Origin of the sequence: Variovorax sp. W2I14 (assembly GCF_050435205.1) — a bacterium.
Lineage (GTDB): Bacteria > Pseudomonadota > Gammaproteobacteria > Burkholderiales > Burkholderiaceae_C > Variovorax > Variovorax paradoxus_C.
In genome coordinates this window covers 3,724,440-3,742,988 of sequence record NZ_JBNDJX010000001.1, presented here as the reverse complement: position 1 = coordinate 3,742,988, position 18,549 = coordinate 3,724,440, and the positions used below count along the sequence as shown (strand labels likewise).

Here is an 18,549-nt window from a genome sequence, read left to right as displayed (position 1 = left end):
GGTGCCGGCGATACCCCGCGGCTTGTAGGTGGCGACTAGATTGAAATGAGTGGACCATCCCGGTCCACCTGTCTCGATTTATCGATATCTACTCAGGAAGGAAACGACATGAACAAGGACCAAGTGGCAGGCCGCGTCGAAGAAGCCAAGGGCAAGCTCAAGGAAGTGACCGGCAAGGTTGTCGGCAACGAGAAGCTCGAAGGCGAAGGCGTCGCCGACCAGGCCGCCGGCAAGGTGCAAAAGACTTATGGCGACGTGAAGGAAAAGGCCAAGGACGCCATCAAGTCGGGCGCCGACAAGTTGTGACCGACCCAGGTTGCGCCTCCAAGGTGCAACCTGTTTTTCTCGTTCCATTTCCATGCGAAGCATGCGAGCGATCGACTGGAGGATTTCAATGAAAAAAACCCAACAACCCATGGCCATGCCGCATTCGCGCGCATGGCTAGCCGTGCTCGTGGCCGGTGCCGCGCTGACGCTGGCGGCCTGCGACAAGTCCGATAACCGCACGGCCGGCGAAAAGCTCGACAGCGCGGTGGCCAAGACCGAGCAGGCGGCCGAAACCGCCGCCGCCAAGACCGGCGAAGCCGTGAAGGACGCCAAGGCGAAGTTCGATGCCTCCGGCACCACTTCCGAGATGAAGGAAGGCATGGCCAACGTCAAGGAGGCTGCCAAGGACGCCGGCGCCGCAGTGAGCGCGACGGTGGACGATGCGGCCATCACCGCGTCGGTGTCCGCGAGCCTCGCGAAGGACCCGGACCTGAGCGCGATCAAGATCAATGTCGACACCAAGGGTGGCGCGGTGAGCCTGAAGGGCCCGGCACCGACAGCAGCCGCGAAGGCGCGCGCCGAGGAAATCGCCAAGGGCGTGCAGGGTGTGACCTCGGTAAGCAACGAGCTGGAAGTGAAGGGCTGATCGTTCTTCTTTCTTTCGGCCCCCATGAAAAAGCCCGGTTCGTCCGGGCTTTTTCATGGGGGCCGGGCCGCTCGGACCCGGATCTTTCTGACGCTCAGTGGCCGAGCCAGTCCTTCAGCTCATCGGCGTGTTCTTCCTCGTCGGAAAGAATGTCTTCGAGCATGCGGCGGGTGGTCGGGTCCTTGTCGCCGATCAGCACGATCATCTGGCGGTACGACTCCACCGCGATGCGTTCGGCCACGAGGTTGGCGCGCACCATGGCCTGCAGGTCGGTCGATTCGTCGTAGCCGGCATGGCTGCGCTCCAGCAGGTGCGTCGGGGCGAAATCGGGTTCGCCGCCCAGTTGCACGATGCGCTCGGCAATGCGGTCGGCGTGGGCCGATTCTTCGTTGGCGTGCACCAGGAATTCTTCGGCAATCGCCGGGGACTCGACGCCGTTGGCGGTGAAGTAGTGCCGCTTGTAGCGCAGCACGCACACGAGTTCGGTGGCGAGCGCGTCGTTCAGCAGCTTGACGACGTCGTCGCGCCATGGGCCATAGCTGGGCGTCACGGCGCCTTCGTCCAGGCTCTTGCCGGCAGCGTCGATGGCGGCCTGGTCGAGCACCAAGTGCTCGTACGGCTGCGCCGCGCTGCGGGAGGAGGAAGCATCTGCATTCATGGAGGGTCCTTTCGTGGGGGGCTTGGGGTCTTCTGCATCAACGTGTTGACGACGTCGGCCACGTCGGATGTCTTCAGGACCGCTGCCAGCACGGCAGTGAGCGACAGCAGTCGCCACGGCTTCACGAGCACCAGCAATGCACCGGTGGCCGCGGCCGCGGCCATGAGCTTGGCCGGCTCCTTGCGCGCGTAGTGCTCCAGCAAGGGGCGAGCGAGCTGGCCCATTGCATGGGCCGGATGGCGGCGCCACCAGCGCTGCACGACGCTGCGGGCCACGCCGCCCCAGATGTTGTTGCCACCGCCACCTCTGCGGGAAGCGTGCCGTTCATGCGCCGGCTCGCCCGATGCGTCGTGGTGCGCGTATTCGAGTTCGTCGTCGGTATCGCCATCGAGCGCCGGACGATCGTGGTCGCGAGCCTCGCCGCCTTGGAGTTGCCGCACCAGCGCGCGGCGCGAATTGGCCAGGCGCTGCTGCGGAGTCAACGAGGAGCGTTCGGTATTACCGGTCATGGTCGGCTCCAGCAGTGCGCAAGGCCTGGAGGTCGGCCTCCAGTTGCGTGCGAAGGTCGTCGAAACCGTAGCTCTGGCTGGGGCGCGTTGCATACCAACCGCACACAGCCGCGATCACCACGGCCACCGCCGGCACAGCCACCAGCACCCAGTGAAAGCTGCCATGAAGCACGCCCAGCAGCACGGCCACGCCGATCAGCCCGAGGGCCAGCATGACGCTGGCTGCCGCGAGCACGCCCGCGACGATGCGGGCGACGAGGCCGCGTCCCGCCTCTGCGGATTCCTGGCGGACGAGGGCGGCGTAATTGGCGAGGTGTTCAGCGACGAGGTCCGGATGCCCGAGCACCGTGGAGAAAATCGGATGAAGCATGGTGCCGGGGATCGAGGGAACGAAGAAAAAAACTCAAGCGATCAGTAGTCGTCCCGGCTGCGGCGGCTGGCCAGCACGATGAGCGCGGTGATGGCAGCGCCTGCAGCGGCGGCCAGCAGCACCGAGCGAACGGGCTGGTCGGAGATGTAGCGGCCGGTGACGTCGGCAGCGGCCTCGAGGCGGCGCTGCGCACGTGCGCTGGTGGTCGATGCGGCGTCCAGGCCGCGCTGAACGGCCTGCTGCACGCGGGCTGCGAGCTGCTCGACGGCAGGCTCGGTGTCGCGGCGCAATTCGCGGACCTTTTCGCCCGCCGCATTCACCGCGTTCTGTGCGTAGGCGCGGGTCGATTCGACCGCGTCGTTGGCGGTCTGGCGCGCCTCGTCGGCGAGTTGCGAAGGGGTCTTGGTCGTCGTGTTCATGGGAGAGTCCTTTCCGGGAAGATGAAATGCGGGAGCCTGTTGATCGTAACTACGCTACTTGCGTCGTAGCAAGCCAGCCAGGAAGCTCGCGATGGCGAGCACGGCGAAGATCACGAAAAGAATCTTGGCGATCCCGACTGCGCTGGCTGCAATCCCACCGAAGCCGAACAGGGCGGCAATGAGTGCGATGACCAGAAACACCACGGCGTAATGCAACATGTGGAACTCCTTCGAGGCTTCCCTCGTTGTTTTTGAGAACGGCGCATCCGGTCTTCATGGGAAGCATCGGATGGCACAGGAGCAACCTTAAGTGGGGCCTCTTCGGCACCCTGTCAGCGACCGGGGGCGGGGAGCGTAGGAGACGACCGAGTCCGCCCGCGCGGGGGTGTGACGCAATGCCGTTCTGCGGATCGCACTCAGGCCGGCTTGACCGCCGGCAGCATCGCGCTCAGGCGCGTGCCCCGGCCGGGCGTCGACGAAATCGTGAGCTTGCCGCGCGCCGCTTCCACCCGGTGGCGCATGCCCGCCAGGCCGTGCGTGGACGGGCGCATGCGCTGCGTGTCGAAGCCCTTGCCGTTGTCCGAAACCTCCACGATCACGTGGTTCTCGTAGTTCTTCATCACGATCGTCGCTTCGCCGGCCTCGGCGTACTTGCCGATGTTGGTCAGGCTCTCCTGCACCATGCGGTAGATCGTGAGCTGGCGAGATTCGTCCAGCGTCACCGGCTCCAGCGCCATCTCGACCTGGAGCCCCGAGCGCTCGGCGAACTCGCGCCCCAGGATCTCCAGCGATGCGACCAGCCCGAGGTTCGACAGCGACGAGGGTCGCAGGTCCTCGATGATGCGGCGCTTGAGCGCGATGCCGCTGTTGAGCAGTTCGGTCAGATGCTGCAGGCGCGTGGTGGCGTCGGGCGACTCCACCAGGCGCGACTTGAGCCGCGCGACGTCCAGCTTGGCGGCGGTGAGCAGCGAGCCGAGCTCGTCGTGCAGCTCGCGCGCGAGATAGCCGCGCTCGGTTTCCCGCACGTCCTGCAGATGGGTGGCCAGCTCCGCCAGCGAGGCGGTGCGCTCGCGCACCTCGTCTTCGAGCGCGTTGCGCTCGCGCTGCAGGGCTTCCTGCTGGCGCTCGCCGATGGAGCGCAGCGCATGGGTCTGCCGAAGGTAGAGAAAGAAGGCGATCAGCGCCGCGAGCGCCACCACGGCCGTGCCGATGCGCGCGAGCTGCAGTGACCGCAGCACCTGCGTCTGGCCGTCGTGCAGGGTCTTGTTGCTCACCTTGACCAGCTGGAGCGCGGTGGCGCGGATCGCCTCCATTTCCTCCCGCCCCACATCGGTCGTGATGACGAATTTCCAGGCGTCTTCCTTGCCGTCCTGGCGCAGCCGCACGCTCATGTCCATTTCGGCGACCTTGCGCAGCACGTGCTTCGAGAGTTCGGCGATCTGGGTCATTTCGGCCGGCCGTTCGGCGTACAGCTGCCGCAGGGTTGCGAGGTTGCCGTCGACCTCCTTGATCGCCGTGTCGTAGGGCTGCCGGTAGCTGGCCTCGCCCGTCAGCAGGTAGCCCCGCTGGCCGGTTTCGGCGTCCAGCATGTTCTGCAGGATCTGGTTGACCACGCCGCGCCCCCTCTGCGCCTCGTCGATGTCCGCCAGGGCGCGGGTGGACTGGCGAAATCCGGCCTCATTGATGCCGACGAGGGCCAGCGCGGCCAGCGCCGCGAGCAGCAGGCTCAAGGCCATTCTTGGAGGGGCTAGCCAGTGCATGAAACTTTCAAAGCTGAGTTCAAGGCAAGTTCGTCAATAATTGACGACATTCAGGGACCGGCATGTTGCGGCCGAGATGCGCGCAACACAACGACGAAAGTAACAGATGATCAAAATTGGAATTGTGGACGACCACGCCATCGTGCGATCTGGGCTCCGGCAGTTCTTCTCCGAGCACGTGGACCTGCGCGTGGCGGGCGAAGCTGCCAGCGGGCGCGAAGCCATTGAACTCGTACGCACCACCGAGCTCGACGTGCTGGTGATGGACCTCTCCATGCCCGGGCAGAGCGGCATCGACGCCCTTGCCATGATCCGCGCCAAGGCGCCGGATGTCGGCATTCTGATCCTGAGCGGCTACCCCGAGGAGCACTACGCGATGAACCTGATCCGTCAGGGCGCGAGCGGCTACCTGAACAAGGAATGCGATCCGATCGAGATCGTGAACGCCATCCGCACCATTTCGCTGGGCCGCCGCTACATCACGCCCGCCGTGGCCGAACTGCTCGCACGCCAGCTCGACCGCAAGGACGACGCCGCGCCGCACGAACAGCTCTCGGAGCGCGAGTTCCAGGTGTTCCTGAAGCTGGCCAAGGGCGAGACCGCGGGCGATATCGCCAAGACGCTGTCGCTGTCGGTGAAGACGGTGAGCACCTACCGCACGCGCCTGATGGAGAAGATGAATCTCTCCTCCAACAGCGACCTCACGTACTACGCGCTGAAGAACAAGCTCATCGACTGAGCTTTCAGGCCTCGGGCTGGTTTCAGGGCGAAGCGCGCAATGCCTTCGCCTGCCCGATGCAGAAATCGACCAGTGCGTCGATCTCGTTCGATTTGTCGAACACCGCGTCCACACCGAATTCGGCGCAGCGCCGCCGGATGTCGGGTGTCGCGTAGTTGCTGAGCACGACAACCTTCTGCGTCGGCTTCCGTGACTGGCAGGCCTGCAGGACGCCCAGCCCGCTTCCCTGCTTGAGAAAAAGATCGACGATGGCAAGGTCCCACTCGTTGTCGGTACCGAGCAGCCAGGCACGCGCGTGGTCTTCGGTCTCGGCGAATCCGACGACCGTGGTGCAGGTGAGTTCTTCCAGAGTGCCAATGAGGTTTTCACGGATCGTGAGGTTGTCTTCGACGACGTATGTCTGCAATCTGGAGTCCATGCCGAGCCGCGCTTCCTCTCACGTTGGCGGATGCATCCCTAGCGTCCCGCTGACGGGAATGCCTGCGCAGGAAGCTTGGGGCTTTGCCGAAGCGCATCATGCAGGGTTCATGGACCGGGCGTTGTAGGCGTGTTCCGACGAGGCAGGTCGCGGTGCGCTGCCCGTAGGCAATACCGCACGGTTGTTGCGGTTCGTTGCCGACCCGGCGACCGACTCAGGAAGGTTATTCAGACGATATGGCTACGAACATCCTTCGCACTCGCCCGCTGTGGCAAAAACTGCTGGCTTCGCTCGTGCTGCTGTTCGTCGCCTTGCTGCTTGTCCTCATGTTCTTTCCGTGGGACGCGCTGCGCGAGCCGGTCAACCGCTACGTGAGCGAGAAGACGGGGCGCAAGTTCGAGATCACGCGGCGGCTCGACGTCGATCTCGGCTGGCGCGCCGCGACGGTGAAATTCGATGGCATCGAATTCGCCAATCCTTCGTGGGCGCGCGATCCCTATCTCGTGAAGGCGGACCGCGCCGAGTTCGACATCCGGATCTGGCCGCTGGTCACAAGCAAGATCGTCATTCCGCGTCTTGCGCTGTTCTCGCCCACGCTCGGGCTGCAGATGGAGCAGGACGGGCGCCGCACCTGGGCGTTCGGCAAGGACACTTCCGACGGCGGCACCGTGCCGAGCATCGGCCTCATGCAGATCGACAGCGGGGCCATCGATTTCCTCGCCAAGCACCTGGGCGTCGACCTGCACGCCGACGTCAAATACGACACGAGCCTGGGCGCGATGCCTCTCAGCTACCGCATCAAGGGCCGCTACAAGGGCCAGCCGCTGACGGCCGACGGCCGCACGGGCAACGTGCTGCAGATCAACGCGGCGGGCGCGCCGCCGTTTCCGCTCGAGATCAACGCGGCGGCGGGCCAAACCAAGCTCAAGGCGTCCGGCACCGTGGCCGAACTGGCGAGCCTCGACGGCGTCGACGCCAAGTTCCAACTCAAGGGCCAGACGCTGGGCGCGCTGTTCCCGTTGCTGGGCATCGCGCTGCCGCAAACCTCGCCCTATGCGCTGAGCGGCGACCTGAGCAAGCGCGGAACGCTCTGGCAGGTGGCCGGGCTCAAGGGCAAGCTGGGCCTGTCCGACATCGCCGGCGACATGCGCTTCGACCAGGCCACCCAAGTGCCCTACCTCGCTGGCGACCTGCGCTCGAAGGTGATGGACATGGACGATCTCGGCCCGCTCATCGGCCTGCCGCCTACGTCGCGATCGGCCACTGCGGTCGAAGGCGTGGCGCCGCCGCCGAGCATCACGCAGGTCAGGCGCCCGGCCGGCGCCAAGGTGCTGCCGACGGCGCCACTGGATTTCGAGCGCCTGCGCGCCATGAACGCCGACGTCAAATACACGGCCGACCGCATCCAGAACGTGCGCGAGATTCCCCTCGACCGCGGCAGCGTGCAGGTGAAGCTCAAAGACGGCGTGCTGACGCTCGATCCGCTCGACCTGGGCGTGGGCGGCGGCAAGCTGGCCGGCGTGATCCGCATCGACGCGGCGAAGAACCCGGCGGACATCCGCGCCTCGCTCGACCTGCGCGGCATGCAGCTCGCGCGCCTGTTCCCCAAGCTGGAAACCACGGGCAACAGCGTCGGGCGGATCGATGGGCGTCTCAACCTCTCGGGCTCTGGCAACTCGGTGGCCACGTGGCTCGGCGGCTCCTCGGGCGATGTGGCGGTGCTGGCGGGGCGCGGCCAGTTCGGCAACCTGCTGCCGGTGTTCGCAACGCTGGTGGGCGGCGACATCATCAAGTTCCTGCTGCGTGGCGACCGCAATGTCGAGCTGAGATGCGCGGCCGTGGCGTTCGACGTGAACAAGGGGCTGATGACGGGCCGCACGCTCGTGGTGGACACGACCAATGCCTTGTTCACCGCCACCGGGCAGGCCAGCCTCGCGAACGAGACGCTGAACTTCGAGGTGCACCCGGAGCCCAAGTCGAAGAACATCCTTTCGCTGCGCACGCCGCTGGTGGTCCGCGGCACCTTCGGCGATCCCTCGGGTGGCGTCGCGGTGGGTCCGCTGGCCGGACGCGGGCTGGCCGCGCTCGCGCTGGGCGCGGTCAATCCGCTGCTGGCGCTGGCCGCGACCATCGAGACCGGGCCGGGGCAGGATGCCGATTGCAAGGATGTGGTGGCGGGCGCCAACAAGCCCACCGCTGGTGCCGCGGCTCAGGGTGCAGCCCGGGCCAAGGGCGCGAAGCAGCCTTGAGTCTTTAAAGGAGCGGGCCGGCGGCGCGCTGCGCGCAGACGCTGCAGTGCGGATCGCGCGCCACGCGCAGGGTGTCGAAGCTGGTGCTGCGCCCGTCGAACATCAACAGCTTGCCCGCAAGCGATGGGCCGATGCCCGCGAGCAGCTTCAAGGCTTCGCTGGCCTGCAGCGTGCCGATTGTGCCGACCACGGGACCGAACACACCCAGCACCGCACAACGCGTTTCCTCGAACGCCGCATCGGGCGGGAAGAGGCAGGCGTAGCAGGGGAAGGCCGCGTCGCGGGTGTCGTACACGCTCAACTGGCCGTCGAAGCGGATGGCGGCGCCCGCCACCAGGGGCTTGCCGTGCGTCACGCAGGCGCGGTTGACGGCATGGCGGGTCGCGAAGTTGTCGCAGCAATCGACCACCACGTCAGCCGCTGCAACGAGGCGCGACAGCAGGGCCTCATCGGCGCGCAGGGCGTGCGTTTCGATGGCAATGTCGGGATTGATGTCGCGCATCGCCTGCGCGGCGGATTCGACCTTGGGGCTGCCCACGCGGGCGTGGGTGTGTGCGACCTGGCGCTGGAGGTTGGTGAGGTCGACCTCGTCGTCGTCCACCAGGGTGATGTGGCCGACGCCGGCCGCTGCCAGATAGAGCGCTACCGGAGAACCCAATCCACCCGCACCGATGACCAATGCGCGGCCGGCACTGACGCGCGCCTGGCCGTCGATGCCGAACTCTTCCAGAAGAATGTGCCGCGAATAGCGCAGCAGGTCGTGATCGTCCATGCGCGCCCGGGTCTTCGCGAATGAAGAAGCCGCCGCCGGGTCGAACCGCACCTTTTTGCGTGCGGTTCGGTCACCGGCTTCAGTTTTCCTTCTTCTCGTCCTTGTTTTCCACGATGACCTGTGTCTTGCTCACGAGCACAGGCTGGCCCTTGAGGCGGTTGAGCGCCTGCACCAGCGGGAAGTCCTTGTCGGTGCCGAATTCGGGCGTCTTGCGGTCCTGCGGCGGCTTCTTGGCTTCTTCCTCGAGGCGCTTGCGGGCTTCGTCGCGGGCCTTTTCGCGTTCCGGGTCCTTGGTCTCGGGGCCCTGGCCGCTGGCCAGGTGCTTCTCGAGGTCGGCTTCTCGCATGCGGAGAGCCGCGAACGGGCTGCCCTCGGCGCTCTCGTCGACCAGCACGTTGGGCACGATCCCCTTGGCTTGGATCGAGGTGCCGCTCGGCGTGTAGTAGCGCGCCGTGGTGATCTTGAGGCCGGTGTCCGGACCGAGCGGGCGCACGGTTTGCACCGAGCCCTTGCCGAAGGTCTGGCTGCCCATGACGATCGCACGCTTGTGGTCCTGCAGTGCACCGGCCACGATTTCGCTCGCGGAGGCCGAGCCTTCGTTCACCAGCACCACCAGCGGCACGTTCTTCAGGGCCGCGGGCAGGTTGCGCAGCGGGTCGCTGCCGGAGCGGCGCTGGTAGAACTCGGGCGCCGCCTTGTAGACCGACTTGCTCTCGGCCAGCTGGCCGTCGGTGGTCACCACCGTCACGTTCTCGGGCAGGAAGGCCGAAGACACCGCCACCGCCGCGTCGAGCAGGCCGCCCGGGTCGTTGCGCAGGTCGAGCACCAGGCCCTTGAGGTTCGGCTCTTCCTTGTACAGGTCTTCGACCTTCTTCACGAAGTCGTCGACGGTGCGTTCCTGGAACTGCGACAGGCGGATCCACCCGTAGCCCGGCTCCATGATCTTGCCGCGCACCGACTGGGTACGGATTTCTTCGCGCGTGATCGTGACCGGGAAGGTGCGGCTCTCGTCCTTGCGGAAGATGGTGAGCAGCACCTTGGTGTTGGCCTCGCCGCGCATGCGCTTGACCGCCTCGTTGAGCGAGAGGCCGCGCACTGCCGTGTCGTCGATCTTGGTGATCAGGTCGTTGGGCTTCAAGCCTGCACGGAAGGCCGGGGAGCCTTCGATGGGCGAGACCACCTTGATGAGGCCGTCTTCCTGGGAGATCTCGATGCCGACGCCGACGAAGCGGCCGGTCGTGCCTTCCCTGAATTCCTTGAAGGACTTCTTGTCGAAGTACTGGGAATGCGGATCGAGCCCGGCGACCATGCCGGAAATGGCGTCGGAGATGAGCTTCTTCTCGTCGACCGGTTCGACATAGTCACTCTTGACCATGCCGAACACGGCAGCGAGCTGCTGCAATTCCTCGAGCGGGAGCGGCGCAAGCGATCCGCGTGCGACCGTCTGCAGGGAGACGGTGGTCAGGACGCCAGCTACGGCGCCGGCGGCGACCCAGCCGGTGATCTTCAGTTTCTGGCCCATCATGAGTGGTTGTCCTTGTCGGCGGCTGTCGAACCAATATACACAGCTTGGAAGCAATTTGTTTGCCGGGGTTCCACGGGGGACCGGCACGCGGGGGTTTTCTTTTCAGCCCTTGCCTTGCGAAGCCACGGCGGCGGCGGCCTTTTCGGCAGCGGCTGCATCGCCGAGGTAATAGTGGCGCAGGGGCTTCAAGTCGTCGTCCAGTTCGTAGACCAGCGGAATGCCGTTCGGGATGTTCAGCCCGACGATGGCGTCGTCCGAGATGCCGTCCAGATACTTCACCAGCGCCCGGATCGAGTTGCCGTGGGCCGCCACGACCAGGCGGCGCCCGGTGCGGATGGCCGGCGCCATCGATTCGTTCCAGAACGGCAGCACGCGTGCGACCGTGTCCTTGAGGCATTCGGTCAGCGGAATCTGCTCGGGCGAGAGCTTGGCGTAGCGCACGTCGCTGCGTTCGCTGCGCGGATCGTCCGCTTCCAGCGGCGGCGGCGGGGTGCTGTAGCTGCGGCGCCAGACCAGCACCTGCTCGTCGCCGTACTTCTTGGCGGTTTCGGCCTTGTTCAGGCCCTGCAGGCCGCCGTAGTGGCGCTCGTTCAGGCGCCAGGAATGCACCACGGGCAGCCAGGTGCGGTCGAGTTCGTCCAGCGTGTGCCAGAGCGTGCGGGTGGCGCGCTTCAGGACGCTGGTGTAGGCCACGTCGAAGTCGTAGCCCTCGGCCTTGAGCAGCCGGCCGGCCTGCTTGGCTTGCTCCACGCCGGTCTCGGTCAGGTCGACGTCGGTCCAACCGGTGAAGCGGTTTTCGAGATTCCAGGTCGATTCGCCGTGGCGGATCAGTACCAGTTTGTGCATGTCGGAGGCCTTTGGATGCGCTTGGGAAAACCAGCATTCTAAAATCCCGGGTTTGCCATCCAAGGAACCCCCGTGAAATTGATCGAATTCGTCACCGCGAACTGGATGCTGATCCTGATCGCACTCAGCTCGGGCGGCATGCTGGCCTGGCCGCTGATCCGGGGTTCTGGCGGCGGAACGCTCACGGCCCAGGGCGCCGTGCAGCTCATCAACCGCGAACGCGCCGTGCTGGTCGACGTGCGCGAGCCTGAAGAATTCGCCACCGGCCACATGATCGGCGCCAAGAACGTGCCCCTGAACCAGCTCGACGAGAAGCTGGCCAGCACGGTCAAGAACAAGAACGTGCCGCTCCTCCTGGTGTGCGCCACCGGCGCCCGCGCGCAGCGCGCCGTGGCCATGGCCAAGAAACTCGGCTACGAGCAGGCCCAAGCGGTGGCCGGCGGGCTCAAGGCCTGGAAAGAAGCTAATCTGCCTGTTGAAAAGGCCTGAAACTTCCCCGAGATAGAGCGTATGCAAGCCGTCAAGATGTACACCACCGCCGTCTGCCCCTACTGCATTCGCGCGAAGCAGATCCTCAAGTCCAAAGGCGTCGAGCAGATCGAAGAGATCCGCATCGACACCGACCCGGAGGCCCGCAACACCATGATGGAGATCACCCAGCGCCGCACGGTGCCGCAGATCTTCATCGGAGACACGCACGTGGGCGGCTGCGACGACCTGATGGCCCTGGACAGCCGCGGCGGCCTCGTTCCGCTGCTCCAGTCAGCCTGAAACAGGGCGTAGCCAAAGCCGTCTTGCGGGCGGGCGATAATCGCCTGCTCATCCATCTGCAGCCCGCTGCGGGAACCTCTCCCCGGCGGGCATTGTTTTGATCCTCGAAAGTTCAGCCATGGCCGACCAGCAAGCCCAAGATCCCATCTTCCAGATCCAGCGCGTCTACCTCAAGGACCTGTCGCTCGAGCAACCCAATTCGCCCGCCATCCTGCTGGAGCAGGAACAACCCACCGTCGACATCCAGCTCGGCGTGGACGCCCAGCCCGTGGCCGAAGGCATCTTCGAGATCACCGTGTCGGCCACCGTGCAGACCAAGATCCAGGACAAGACCGTGTTCCTGGTCGAAGCCAAGCAAGCCGGCATCTTCGAGATCCGCAACCTGCCCGAAGACCAGATGGGCGCCATCCTCGGCATCGCTTGCCCGCAGATCGTCTACCCGTACCTGCGCGGCAACGTGGCCGACGTGATCCAGCGCGGCGGCTTCCCGCCCGTGCACTTGGCTGAAATCAACTTCCAGGCCATGTACGAGCAGCAGCAGGCACAGGCCGCCGGCCAACCTGCGCCGACCCTCGCGCAGTAAACACGGCACAACGCCGCCAACGCCGATGAAGATCTGCGTTCATGGCGCCGGTGCCTGGGGCACGGCAGTGGCCGTCAACGCCGCTGCCCGGCACGAGGTCACGCTCTGGGCGCGCGATACGGCCCAGGCCGATGCCATCTCGAAGGCGCGCGAGAACACCCGCTACCTGCCGGGGCTGGCGCTGCCTGCCTCGCTCGCGGTGCGGGCGGGCGATATCGGCCAGGCGCATGCCGGTGCCGACCTTGTCATCGTGGCCACACCGATGGCCGCCTTGCGTGAACAGCTCGTCGCGCTGCGCGGCTGCACCGCGCCGGTCGCATGGCTGTGCAAGGGCGTCGAGCCCGCGCGCGATGCCACATCTTTTGGCCTGCTCGCCCACGAAATATGGGCGCAGGTTGCTCCCGATTTGATAGCTGGCGTTCTCAGCGGTCCGAGCTTCGCGCAGGAAGTCGCCGAAGGCCGTCCGACCGCGCTGGTCGCCGCCAGCCCGCATGCCGCGGTGCGCGATGCGCTCGTCGGTGCCTTCCACGGGCCGGCGCTGCGCGTTTACGCCAACGAGGACATCGTGGGCGTCGAGGTCGGCGGCGCGGTCAAGAACGTGCTCGCCATCGCCACGGGCCTGTGCGACGGCCTCGCGCTCGGACTCAACGCCCGCGCGGCGCTCATCACGCGCGGCTTGGCCGAAATGACCCGCTTCGGCCTCGCGCTCGGCGCCCGCGCCGAAACCTTCATGGGCCTCTCGGGCCTCGGCGATCTCGTGCTGACTTCCACCGGCGACCTGTCGCGCAACCGCAAGGTCGGCCTGCTGCTGGCCCAGGGCCGCACGCTGGCACAGGCGGTCGATTCGCTGGGCCACGTGGCCGAAGGTGTGTACTGCGCGCGCACCGTGGTGCAGCGCGCCCGGGGCTTGGGGCTGGAGATGCCCATTGCTGAAGGCGTGGTCGCGCTGCTCGACGGCCGCGTGAGTCCCCAGGACGCGGTCGCCGCGCTCACGGGGCGCGACCCGGTGCCCGAATCGGTCCAGCCCGGCGCCGCGGCTTCCCCTCGTCAATCCTCTTAAAAAACGCAGAGACAAAGAGCCATGAGCCTTCGCTTCGATTTTTCAGCGTCGGCCGTGGCCGCGCTGGCCCTGTCCGACGCCACGCGCGCATTGCAGGAAGACGTCGCCGATGGCGACCTCACCGCTTCGCTGGTCGATCCCGCCCGCAAGGCGCGAGCCCGCGTGCTGGCGCGCGAAGCCGCCGTGGTGTGTGGCGCGCCCTGGGTCGAGGCGACGATCAGGCAGCTCGATCCCGAGGCCCGCATCACCTGGCTCTGCGCCGAAGGCGAACGCTGCGCGGCCGACCAGACCGTGCTGGAAATCGAAGGCGCCGCCCGCGCGCTGCTGACGGCCGAGCGCACCTCGCTCAACTTCCTGCAACTGCTGAGCGCCGTCGCCACCAAGACCGCGCTGTACGCCGATGCCATCGAGGGCACGCGGGCCCGCATCGTCGACACCCGCAAGACCTTGCCTGGCCTGCGCCTCGCGCAGAAGTACGCGGTGCGCACCGGCGGGGGCCTCAACCACCGCATCGGCCTCTACGACGCGGTGCTCATCAAGGAAAACCACATCGCCGCGGCCGGCGGTGTTGCCGCCGCGCTGCGCGCGGTGGCGCCGGTGGCCTCGCAGGCCGACTTCGTCGAAGTCGAGGTCGAGACGCTGGCCCAGTTGCGCGAGGCGCTGGGTGCCGGCGCGCGCATGGTGCTGCTCGACAACATGGACCTGCCCACGCTGCGCGAGGCCGTCCGCATCAACGACGAGGCGGGCGCCGACGGCAAGGCCGTGCTGGAGATTTCGGGCGGCGTCACGCTCGAGGGCCTGCGCGCCCTGGCCGAGACCGGTGTCGACCGCATCTCGGTCGGCGCGTTGACCAAGGATGTCAAAGCCATCGATTTCTCGATGCGGTTCCAGGAAAGCTGATCCGCCCATGTCGTCCCCGGTCATCGACGTCGACTACGAGCAACCCGCCGCAAAAAACGGCACCGGTACTGGCGCCGCCTGCGACACGCGCCACGCCTGGGCACGCGTGCCCGCCGAGCCTTCACCCGACCAGCGCGTCGCACTCAAGGAACGCATCCGCCGCCTGCTGCGCGAGCGCAATGCGGTGATGGTGTCGCACTTCTACGTGCATCCCGACCTGCAGGACCTCGCCGAGGAAACCGGCGGCATCGTGAGCGATTCGCTCGAGATGGCGCGCTTCGGCCGCGATCACGCGGCCACCACGCTGGTGGTGTCGGGCGTGCGCTTCATGGGCGAGACCTCCAAGATCCTCTCGCCCGAAAAGCGCGTGCTGATGCCCGACCTGGACGCGAACTGCTCGCTCGACCTGGGCTGCCCGGTCGACGAATTCAGCGCCTTCTGCGACCAGCATCCCGACCGCACCGTGGTCGTCTACGCCAACACCAGCGCGGCCGTGAAGGCGCGCGCCGACTGGCTGGTCACCTCGAGCTGCGCGCTCGACGTGGTGAGCGCACTGCATGCACAGGGGCGCAAGATTCTCTGGGGCCCGGACCGCCATCTGGGCGACTACATCCAGCGGCAGACGGGTGCCGACATGGTGAGCTGGAACGGCGCCTGCATCGTGCATGACGAGTTCAAGGCGCTGGAGCTGGAACTGCTCATCAAGGAACACCCGTCGGCCAAAGTGCTGGTGCATCCGGAGTCGCCGGCCGACGTGATTGCGCTGGCTGATGCGGTGGGCTCGACCTCCGCGATCCTGAACGCGGCGCAGCGCATGGACGCGAAGGAGTTCATCGTCGCGACGGACACCGGCATGCTGCACAAGCTGCGCACGCTGAACCCCGGCAAGACCTTCATCGAGGCGCCCACCGCCGGCAACGGCGGCACGTGCAAGAGCTGCGCGCATTGCCCCTGGATGGCGATGAACGGGCTCGCCGAACTGGCGAATGCGCTGGAAACGGGTGCTGGAGAAATCCATGTCGACCCGAGGCTGGGCCTGCGTGCGCGGCTGCCGATCGACCGGATGCTGGCGTTTACCGCCGGCCTGAAGAATGGCCAAGCGCCCGGCAGCTTGATCGCCGGCATCGGCGCCGCCTGATCCCGTATTGCTCCTTCCCCCTCTGGGGGGAAGGTTGGGATGGGGCGGGCAGAGCGCTCGATGGATACGCCGCTTGCCCCCACCCCAGCCCTCCCCCGGAAGGGGAGGGAGCAAAAACCTAGAACTCCAGCGTGCAGGAATCGCCCAGCGCCTCGCGCCACACGCGCACCCGCGCAAGCGACGCCCGCAACTCCGGCAGCGCATCCGCAATGAACAGGCAGAGGTTTTCGAGCGTCGGCGGGTGCAGCCCCGCTACATCGTCCAGCAGGTGATGGTCGAGCAGCTCGCGCACATCGTCGAGCCGCCGCCTCAGCAACCCGAGGTCGATCACCATGCCCGTGACCGGATCGCGTTCCCCCGCAAGCCAGACCTCCGCGTGATACGTATGGCCGTGGATACGGCGGCTGCCTTCCACTTCGATCTCGCGTTTCAGCGTGTGAGCGGCGTCGAAGAAAAAGCGTTGACTGATGGTGAAGCGCATAAAAGGCGGCCGGCTATCGGATTCCGGTGATCTTGTGGGTCTGCACGCTGAGGCGCCAGACGGGCTGGCGCATGCATTCGGCAATGCAGAGTTCGGTATTGGCCACGCGGTCGGGGCCATCCATCGGTTGCAGAAAGCGGTGCGTGAATTCGCCGGTGCGCGCCATCGCGTCGAGGTCGAACGCGGTCTGTGGCCACACCAGCTTGAGCTCCTGCCCGCGCTGCTGCACCCACGGCGCGCCGGCCTTGGGGCTGATGCAGAGCCAGTCGATGCCTTCGGGCGCGGCGACCGTGCCGTTGCTCTCGACCGCAATGCGAAAGCGCCGCGCATGCAGCGCATCGACCAGCGCGGCGTCCACCTGCAAGAGCGGCTCGCCGCCGGTCAGCACCACCAGCCGGTGCTCGGCATCGGTGGCGGGCCACTGCGCGGCGATGGTGTCGGCGAGCTGGTCGGCGGTCTTGAACTTGCCGCCCAGCGTGCCGTCGGTGCCGACGAAATCGGTGTCGCAGAAACGGCAGACGGCACTGGCGCGGTCTTCCTCGCGGCCCGTCCAGAGGTTGCACCCGGCGAAGCGGCAGAACACGGCCGGCATGCCCGCCTGGCCGCCTTCGCCCTGCAGTGTGTAGAAGATTTCCTTGACGCTGTAGGTCATGCGGCCGGCGCCTCGATCTCGAGTTTGTCGATCAGTCGCGTGCTGCCCAGCCGCGCCGCGGCCAGCGCCACCAGCGGTTCGCCGTGCAGGCCGAAGGAGGGCGCCTGCAGGTCGGTGCGCCGACGCAGCACCAGGTAATCGGGTTGCCAGCCGCGCTGCACCAGCGTCTGCATGGCCTTCGCTTCGATCGCGGCCAAGTCGCGTTCGCCCGATTGCACTGCGGCGGCCATCGCCTTCAGCGCCTTCGACAACTGCACCGCCTCTGCGCGCTCGGTCTCGCTCAGGTAGCCGTTGCGCGACGACAGCGCGAGCCCGTCGTCGGCGCGGAAGGTCTCGCTGCCCACGATCTCGATGGGCAACGCGAACTGCCGCACCATGTGGCGGATCATCATCAGCTGCTGGTAGTCCTTCTTGCCGAACACGGCCACGCGCGGCTGCACGCAGGTGAAGAGCTTCATCACCACGGTGCACACGCCGATGAAGAAGCCAGGGCGGAAATGCCCTTCGAGGATGTCCGCCAGCGCCGGATCGGGGTGCACCTTGCAGGTCTGCGGCTCGGGGTAGAGCGCCTTCTCGTCGGGCGCAAACAGCACGTCGCAGCCGGCGTCGCGCAGCTTTGCGCAATCGCTTTCCCAGGTGCGCGGGTAGGTGTCGAAGTCTTCGTGCGGCAGGAACTGCAGGCGGTTGACGAAGATGCTCGCGACCGTCACGTCACCCAGCGGCTTGGCCTGCGTGATGAGCGCGATGTGGCCGTCGTGCAGGTTGCCCATCGTCGGGACGAACGCGGGGCGCTTGAAAGCCGAGAGATGGTCGCGCAGCTCGGCGATGGTGTGTGCGATGTACATGGAGTCGGTCCCCTTTTTTCTTTACCAGGCGTGGAGTTGATCGTCGGGAAAGCTGCCGTCCTTGACGGCCTGCACGTAAGCCTTGAGCGCGGGCAGCACGCCCGGCGCATCGGCCATGAAGTTGCGCACGAACTTCGGCATCTTCCCGAGGTTGATGCCCAGCATGTCGTGCAACACCAGCACCTGGCCGGCGGTGGCCTTGCCCGCGCCGATGCCGATGGTGGCGCAGTGCTTCAGCTCGGCGGTGAGTTCGGCGGCGAGCGCGGCCGGCATCATTTCGAGCACCAGCATCGCGGCGCCCGCGTCCTGCAGCGCATGCGCATGTTGCTTGAGCAGCGCGCCCGCATCGCCCTTGCCCTGCACGCGGTAGCCGCCGAGCGCATGCACGGTCTGCGGCGTGAGGCCCAGGTGCGCGCACACCGGAATGCCGCGCTCGACCAGGAAGCGCACCGTCTCGGTCGTCCAGCCGCCGCCTTCCAGCTTGACCATGTGCGCGCCCGCCTGCATCAGCACCGTCGCGCTGCGCAGCGCCTGCTCGCGCGATTCCTGGTAGCTGCCGAAGGGCAGGTCGGCGATCAACCAGGCCGTGCCCTGCACGCGGCGCAGGCCCCGCGAGACGCTGTCGGTGTGATAGCGCATGGTCTCCAGGCTCACGCCCACCGTGCTGTTCAGGCCCTGGCAGACCATGCCGAGCGAGTCGCCGACCAGCAGGCAGTCGACACCCGCCGTATCGGCCATCGCCGCGAAGGTGGCGTCGTAGGCGGTGAGCATCGAGATCTTTTCGCCGCGCGCGTGCATGTCGGCCAGGCGCGGCAGGCTCACGGGCTTGCGGGAAGCGGGCGTCGAGGCCGGAGGCAGCGTGCCGTAGGGGGATGCTGGCGTGGTGTCTGGCGATGGGGTGGTGGTGCTGTTCGACATGGTTGGGTTTCTCCCTGCGGGCG

Annotated in this window: 24 protein-coding genes; 10 read left to right on the top strand and 14 right to left on the bottom strand. The window is 66.7% G+C overall.

What is annotated here, in order from left to right:
* Positions 1-108: 108 nt before the first annotated feature.
* Together QF040_RS17540 and QF040_RS17535 are read left to right on the top strand one after the other, a co-directional pair.
* A complete protein-coding gene (locus QF040_RS17540) occupies positions 109-306 on the top strand; it encodes a CsbD family protein (RefSeq protein ID WP_206175166.1) in 198 nt (65 codons plus the stop codon).
* A gap of 88 nt (positions 307-394) precedes the next feature.
* On the top strand, positions 395-913 hold the full coding sequence (locus tag QF040_RS17535; RefSeq protein WP_429612125.1) for a BON domain-containing protein: 519 nt from the start codon (positions 395-397) through the stop codon (positions 911-913).
* Positions 914-1,007: 94 nt separating this feature from the next.
* Here QF040_RS17535 and QF040_RS17530 read toward each other — a convergent pair whose 3' ends face one another.
* From QF040_RS17530 to QF040_RS17505, 6 genes are all read right to left on the bottom strand, one after another.
* Positions 1,008-1,571, bottom strand: a complete 564-nt coding sequence (locus QF040_RS17530; RefSeq protein ID WP_429612124.1) for a ferritin-like domain-containing protein — start codon at positions 1,569-1,571, stop codon at positions 1,008-1,010.
* Entirely contained in the window at positions 1,568-2,080 is a 513-nt protein-coding gene (locus QF040_RS17525) for a hypothetical protein (protein ID WP_429612123.1), read from the bottom strand. Before QF040_RS17525 ends, QF040_RS17530 begins: the two co-directional genes overlap by 4 nt.
* Positions 2,070-2,450 (bottom strand): hypothetical protein, encoded by a 381-nt coding sequence (locus QF040_RS17520; protein WP_429612122.1) that lies wholly within the window; start codon positions 2,448-2,450, stop codon positions 2,070-2,072. Before QF040_RS17520 ends, QF040_RS17525 begins: the two co-directional genes overlap by 11 nt.
* Before the next feature lie 41 nt (positions 2,451-2,491).
* Positions 2,492-2,869, bottom strand: coding sequence for a hypothetical protein (locus tag QF040_RS17515; RefSeq protein WP_013543147.1), 378 nt, complete (start codon positions 2,867-2,869; stop codon positions 2,492-2,494).
* A 54-nt stretch (positions 2,870-2,923) separates the two neighbouring features.
* On the bottom strand, positions 2,924-3,088 hold the full coding sequence (locus QF040_RS17510; protein WP_013543146.1) for a DUF1328 domain-containing protein: 165 nt from the start codon (positions 3,086-3,088) through the stop codon (positions 2,924-2,926).
* Between the two features lie 197 nt (positions 3,089-3,285).
* Positions 3,286-4,605, bottom strand: a complete 1,320-nt coding sequence (locus QF040_RS17505; RefSeq protein ID WP_429612121.1) for a sensor histidine kinase — start codon at positions 4,603-4,605, stop codon at positions 3,286-3,288.
* A gap of 130 nt (positions 4,606-4,735) precedes the next feature.
* On the opposite strand from QF040_RS17505, the gene QF040_RS17500 reads away from it, so the two are divergent.
* On the top strand, positions 4,736-5,368 hold the full coding sequence (locus QF040_RS17500) for a response regulator (protein ID WP_007837167.1): 633 nt from the start codon (positions 4,736-4,738) through the stop codon (positions 5,366-5,368).
* A 22-nt stretch (positions 5,369-5,390) separates the two neighbouring features.
* On the opposite strand, the gene QF040_RS17495 is transcribed toward QF040_RS17500, so the two are convergent.
* Positions 5,391-5,786: a response regulator gene (locus QF040_RS17495; RefSeq protein WP_429612120.1), complete on the bottom strand. Its 396-nt coding sequence runs from the start codon at positions 5,784-5,786 to the stop codon at positions 5,391-5,393.
* A 236-nt stretch (positions 5,787-6,022) separates the two neighbouring features.
* Here QF040_RS17495 and QF040_RS17490 point away from each other — a divergent pair, with 236 nt between their 5' ends.
* Positions 6,023-8,035 carry an AsmA family protein gene (locus tag QF040_RS17490; RefSeq protein ID WP_429612119.1) on the top strand — a complete coding sequence of 671 codons (2,013 nt, stop codon included), beginning with the start codon at positions 6,023-6,025 and terminating at the stop codon, positions 8,033-8,035.
* 4 nt (positions 8,036-8,039) lie between these two features.
* Here QF040_RS17490 and QF040_RS17485 read toward each other — a convergent pair whose 3' ends face one another.
* From QF040_RS17485 to gpmA, 3 genes are all read right to left on the bottom strand, one after another.
* Positions 8,040-8,807: a HesA/MoeB/ThiF family protein gene (locus tag QF040_RS17485; protein ID WP_429612118.1), complete on the bottom strand. Its 768-nt coding sequence runs from the start codon at positions 8,805-8,807 to the stop codon at positions 8,040-8,042.
* 79 nt (positions 8,808-8,886) lie between these two features.
* Complete coding sequence (locus tag QF040_RS17480) at positions 8,887-10,329, bottom strand: S41 family peptidase (protein ID WP_041943962.1); 1,443 nt, start codon at positions 10,327-10,329, stop codon at positions 8,887-8,889.
* A 105-nt stretch (positions 10,330-10,434) separates the two neighbouring features.
* Positions 10,435-11,178: a 2,3-diphosphoglycerate-dependent phosphoglycerate mutase gene (gene gpmA / locus QF040_RS17475; RefSeq protein ID WP_013543140.1), complete on the bottom strand. Its 744-nt coding sequence runs from the start codon at positions 11,176-11,178 to the stop codon at positions 10,435-10,437.
* Between the two features lie 105 nt (positions 11,179-11,283).
* Here gpmA and QF040_RS17470 point away from each other — a divergent pair, with 105 nt between their 5' ends.
* From QF040_RS17470 to nadA, 6 genes are all read left to right on the top strand, one after another.
* Positions 11,284-11,667 carry a rhodanese-like domain-containing protein gene (locus tag QF040_RS17470; RefSeq protein ID WP_218104659.1) on the top strand — a complete coding sequence of 128 codons (384 nt, stop codon included), beginning with the start codon at positions 11,284-11,286 and terminating at the stop codon, positions 11,665-11,667.
* A 21-nt stretch (positions 11,668-11,688) separates the two neighbouring features.
* Positions 11,689-11,949 carry a glutaredoxin 3 gene (gene grxC, locus QF040_RS17465; protein ID WP_013543138.1) on the top strand — a complete coding sequence of 87 codons (261 nt, stop codon included), beginning with the start codon at positions 11,689-11,691 and terminating at the stop codon, positions 11,947-11,949.
* 118 nt (positions 11,950-12,067) lie between these two features.
* Positions 12,068-12,532, top strand: a complete 465-nt coding sequence (gene secB, locus QF040_RS17460; protein ID WP_013543137.1) for a protein-export chaperone SecB — start codon at positions 12,068-12,070, stop codon at positions 12,530-12,532.
* Positions 12,533-12,557: 25 nt separating this feature from the next.
* Positions 12,558-13,592, top strand: a complete 1,035-nt coding sequence (locus QF040_RS17455; RefSeq protein WP_429612117.1) for an NAD(P)H-dependent glycerol-3-phosphate dehydrogenase — start codon at positions 12,558-12,560, stop codon at positions 13,590-13,592.
* 21 nt (positions 13,593-13,613) lie between these two features.
* A complete protein-coding gene (gene nadC, locus QF040_RS17450) occupies positions 13,614-14,492 on the top strand; it encodes a carboxylating nicotinate-nucleotide diphosphorylase (RefSeq protein WP_429612116.1) in 879 nt (292 codons plus the stop codon).
* A gap of 7 nt (positions 14,493-14,499) precedes the next feature.
* Positions 14,500-15,630, top strand: a complete 1,131-nt coding sequence (nadA, locus tag QF040_RS17445; RefSeq protein ID WP_429612115.1) for a quinolinate synthase NadA — start codon at positions 14,500-14,502, stop codon at positions 15,628-15,630.
* A gap of 118 nt (positions 15,631-15,748) precedes the next feature.
* Here the strand turns inward: nadA and QF040_RS17440 are convergent, their stop codons facing one another.
* The 4 genes from QF040_RS17440 to panB are packed head-to-tail and all read right to left on the bottom strand — an operon-like array spanning position 15,749 to position 18,526.
* The gene (locus tag QF040_RS17440) at positions 15,749-16,111 is read right to left on the bottom strand and encodes a 6-carboxytetrahydropterin synthase (RefSeq protein WP_306881764.1); all 363 of its coding nucleotides are present in this window, start codon (positions 16,109-16,111) and stop codon (positions 15,749-15,751) included.
* 13 nt (positions 16,112-16,124) lie between these two features.
* Positions 16,125-16,763, bottom strand: a complete 639-nt coding sequence (gene queE / locus QF040_RS17435; RefSeq protein ID WP_429612114.1) for a 7-carboxy-7-deazaguanine synthase — start codon at positions 16,761-16,763, stop codon at positions 16,125-16,127.
* A complete protein-coding gene (gene panC / locus QF040_RS17430) occupies positions 16,760-17,608 on the bottom strand; it encodes a pantoate--beta-alanine ligase (RefSeq protein ID WP_429612113.1) in 849 nt (282 codons plus the stop codon). The genes queE and panC overlap by 4 nt, the downstream gene beginning before the upstream one ends.
* Positions 17,609-17,629: 21 nt before the next feature.
* Positions 17,630-18,526, bottom strand: coding sequence for a 3-methyl-2-oxobutanoate hydroxymethyltransferase (gene panB / locus QF040_RS17425; RefSeq protein ID WP_429612112.1), 897 nt, complete (start codon positions 18,524-18,526; stop codon positions 17,630-17,632).
* Between the last annotated feature and the right edge of the window lie 23 nt (positions 18,527-18,549).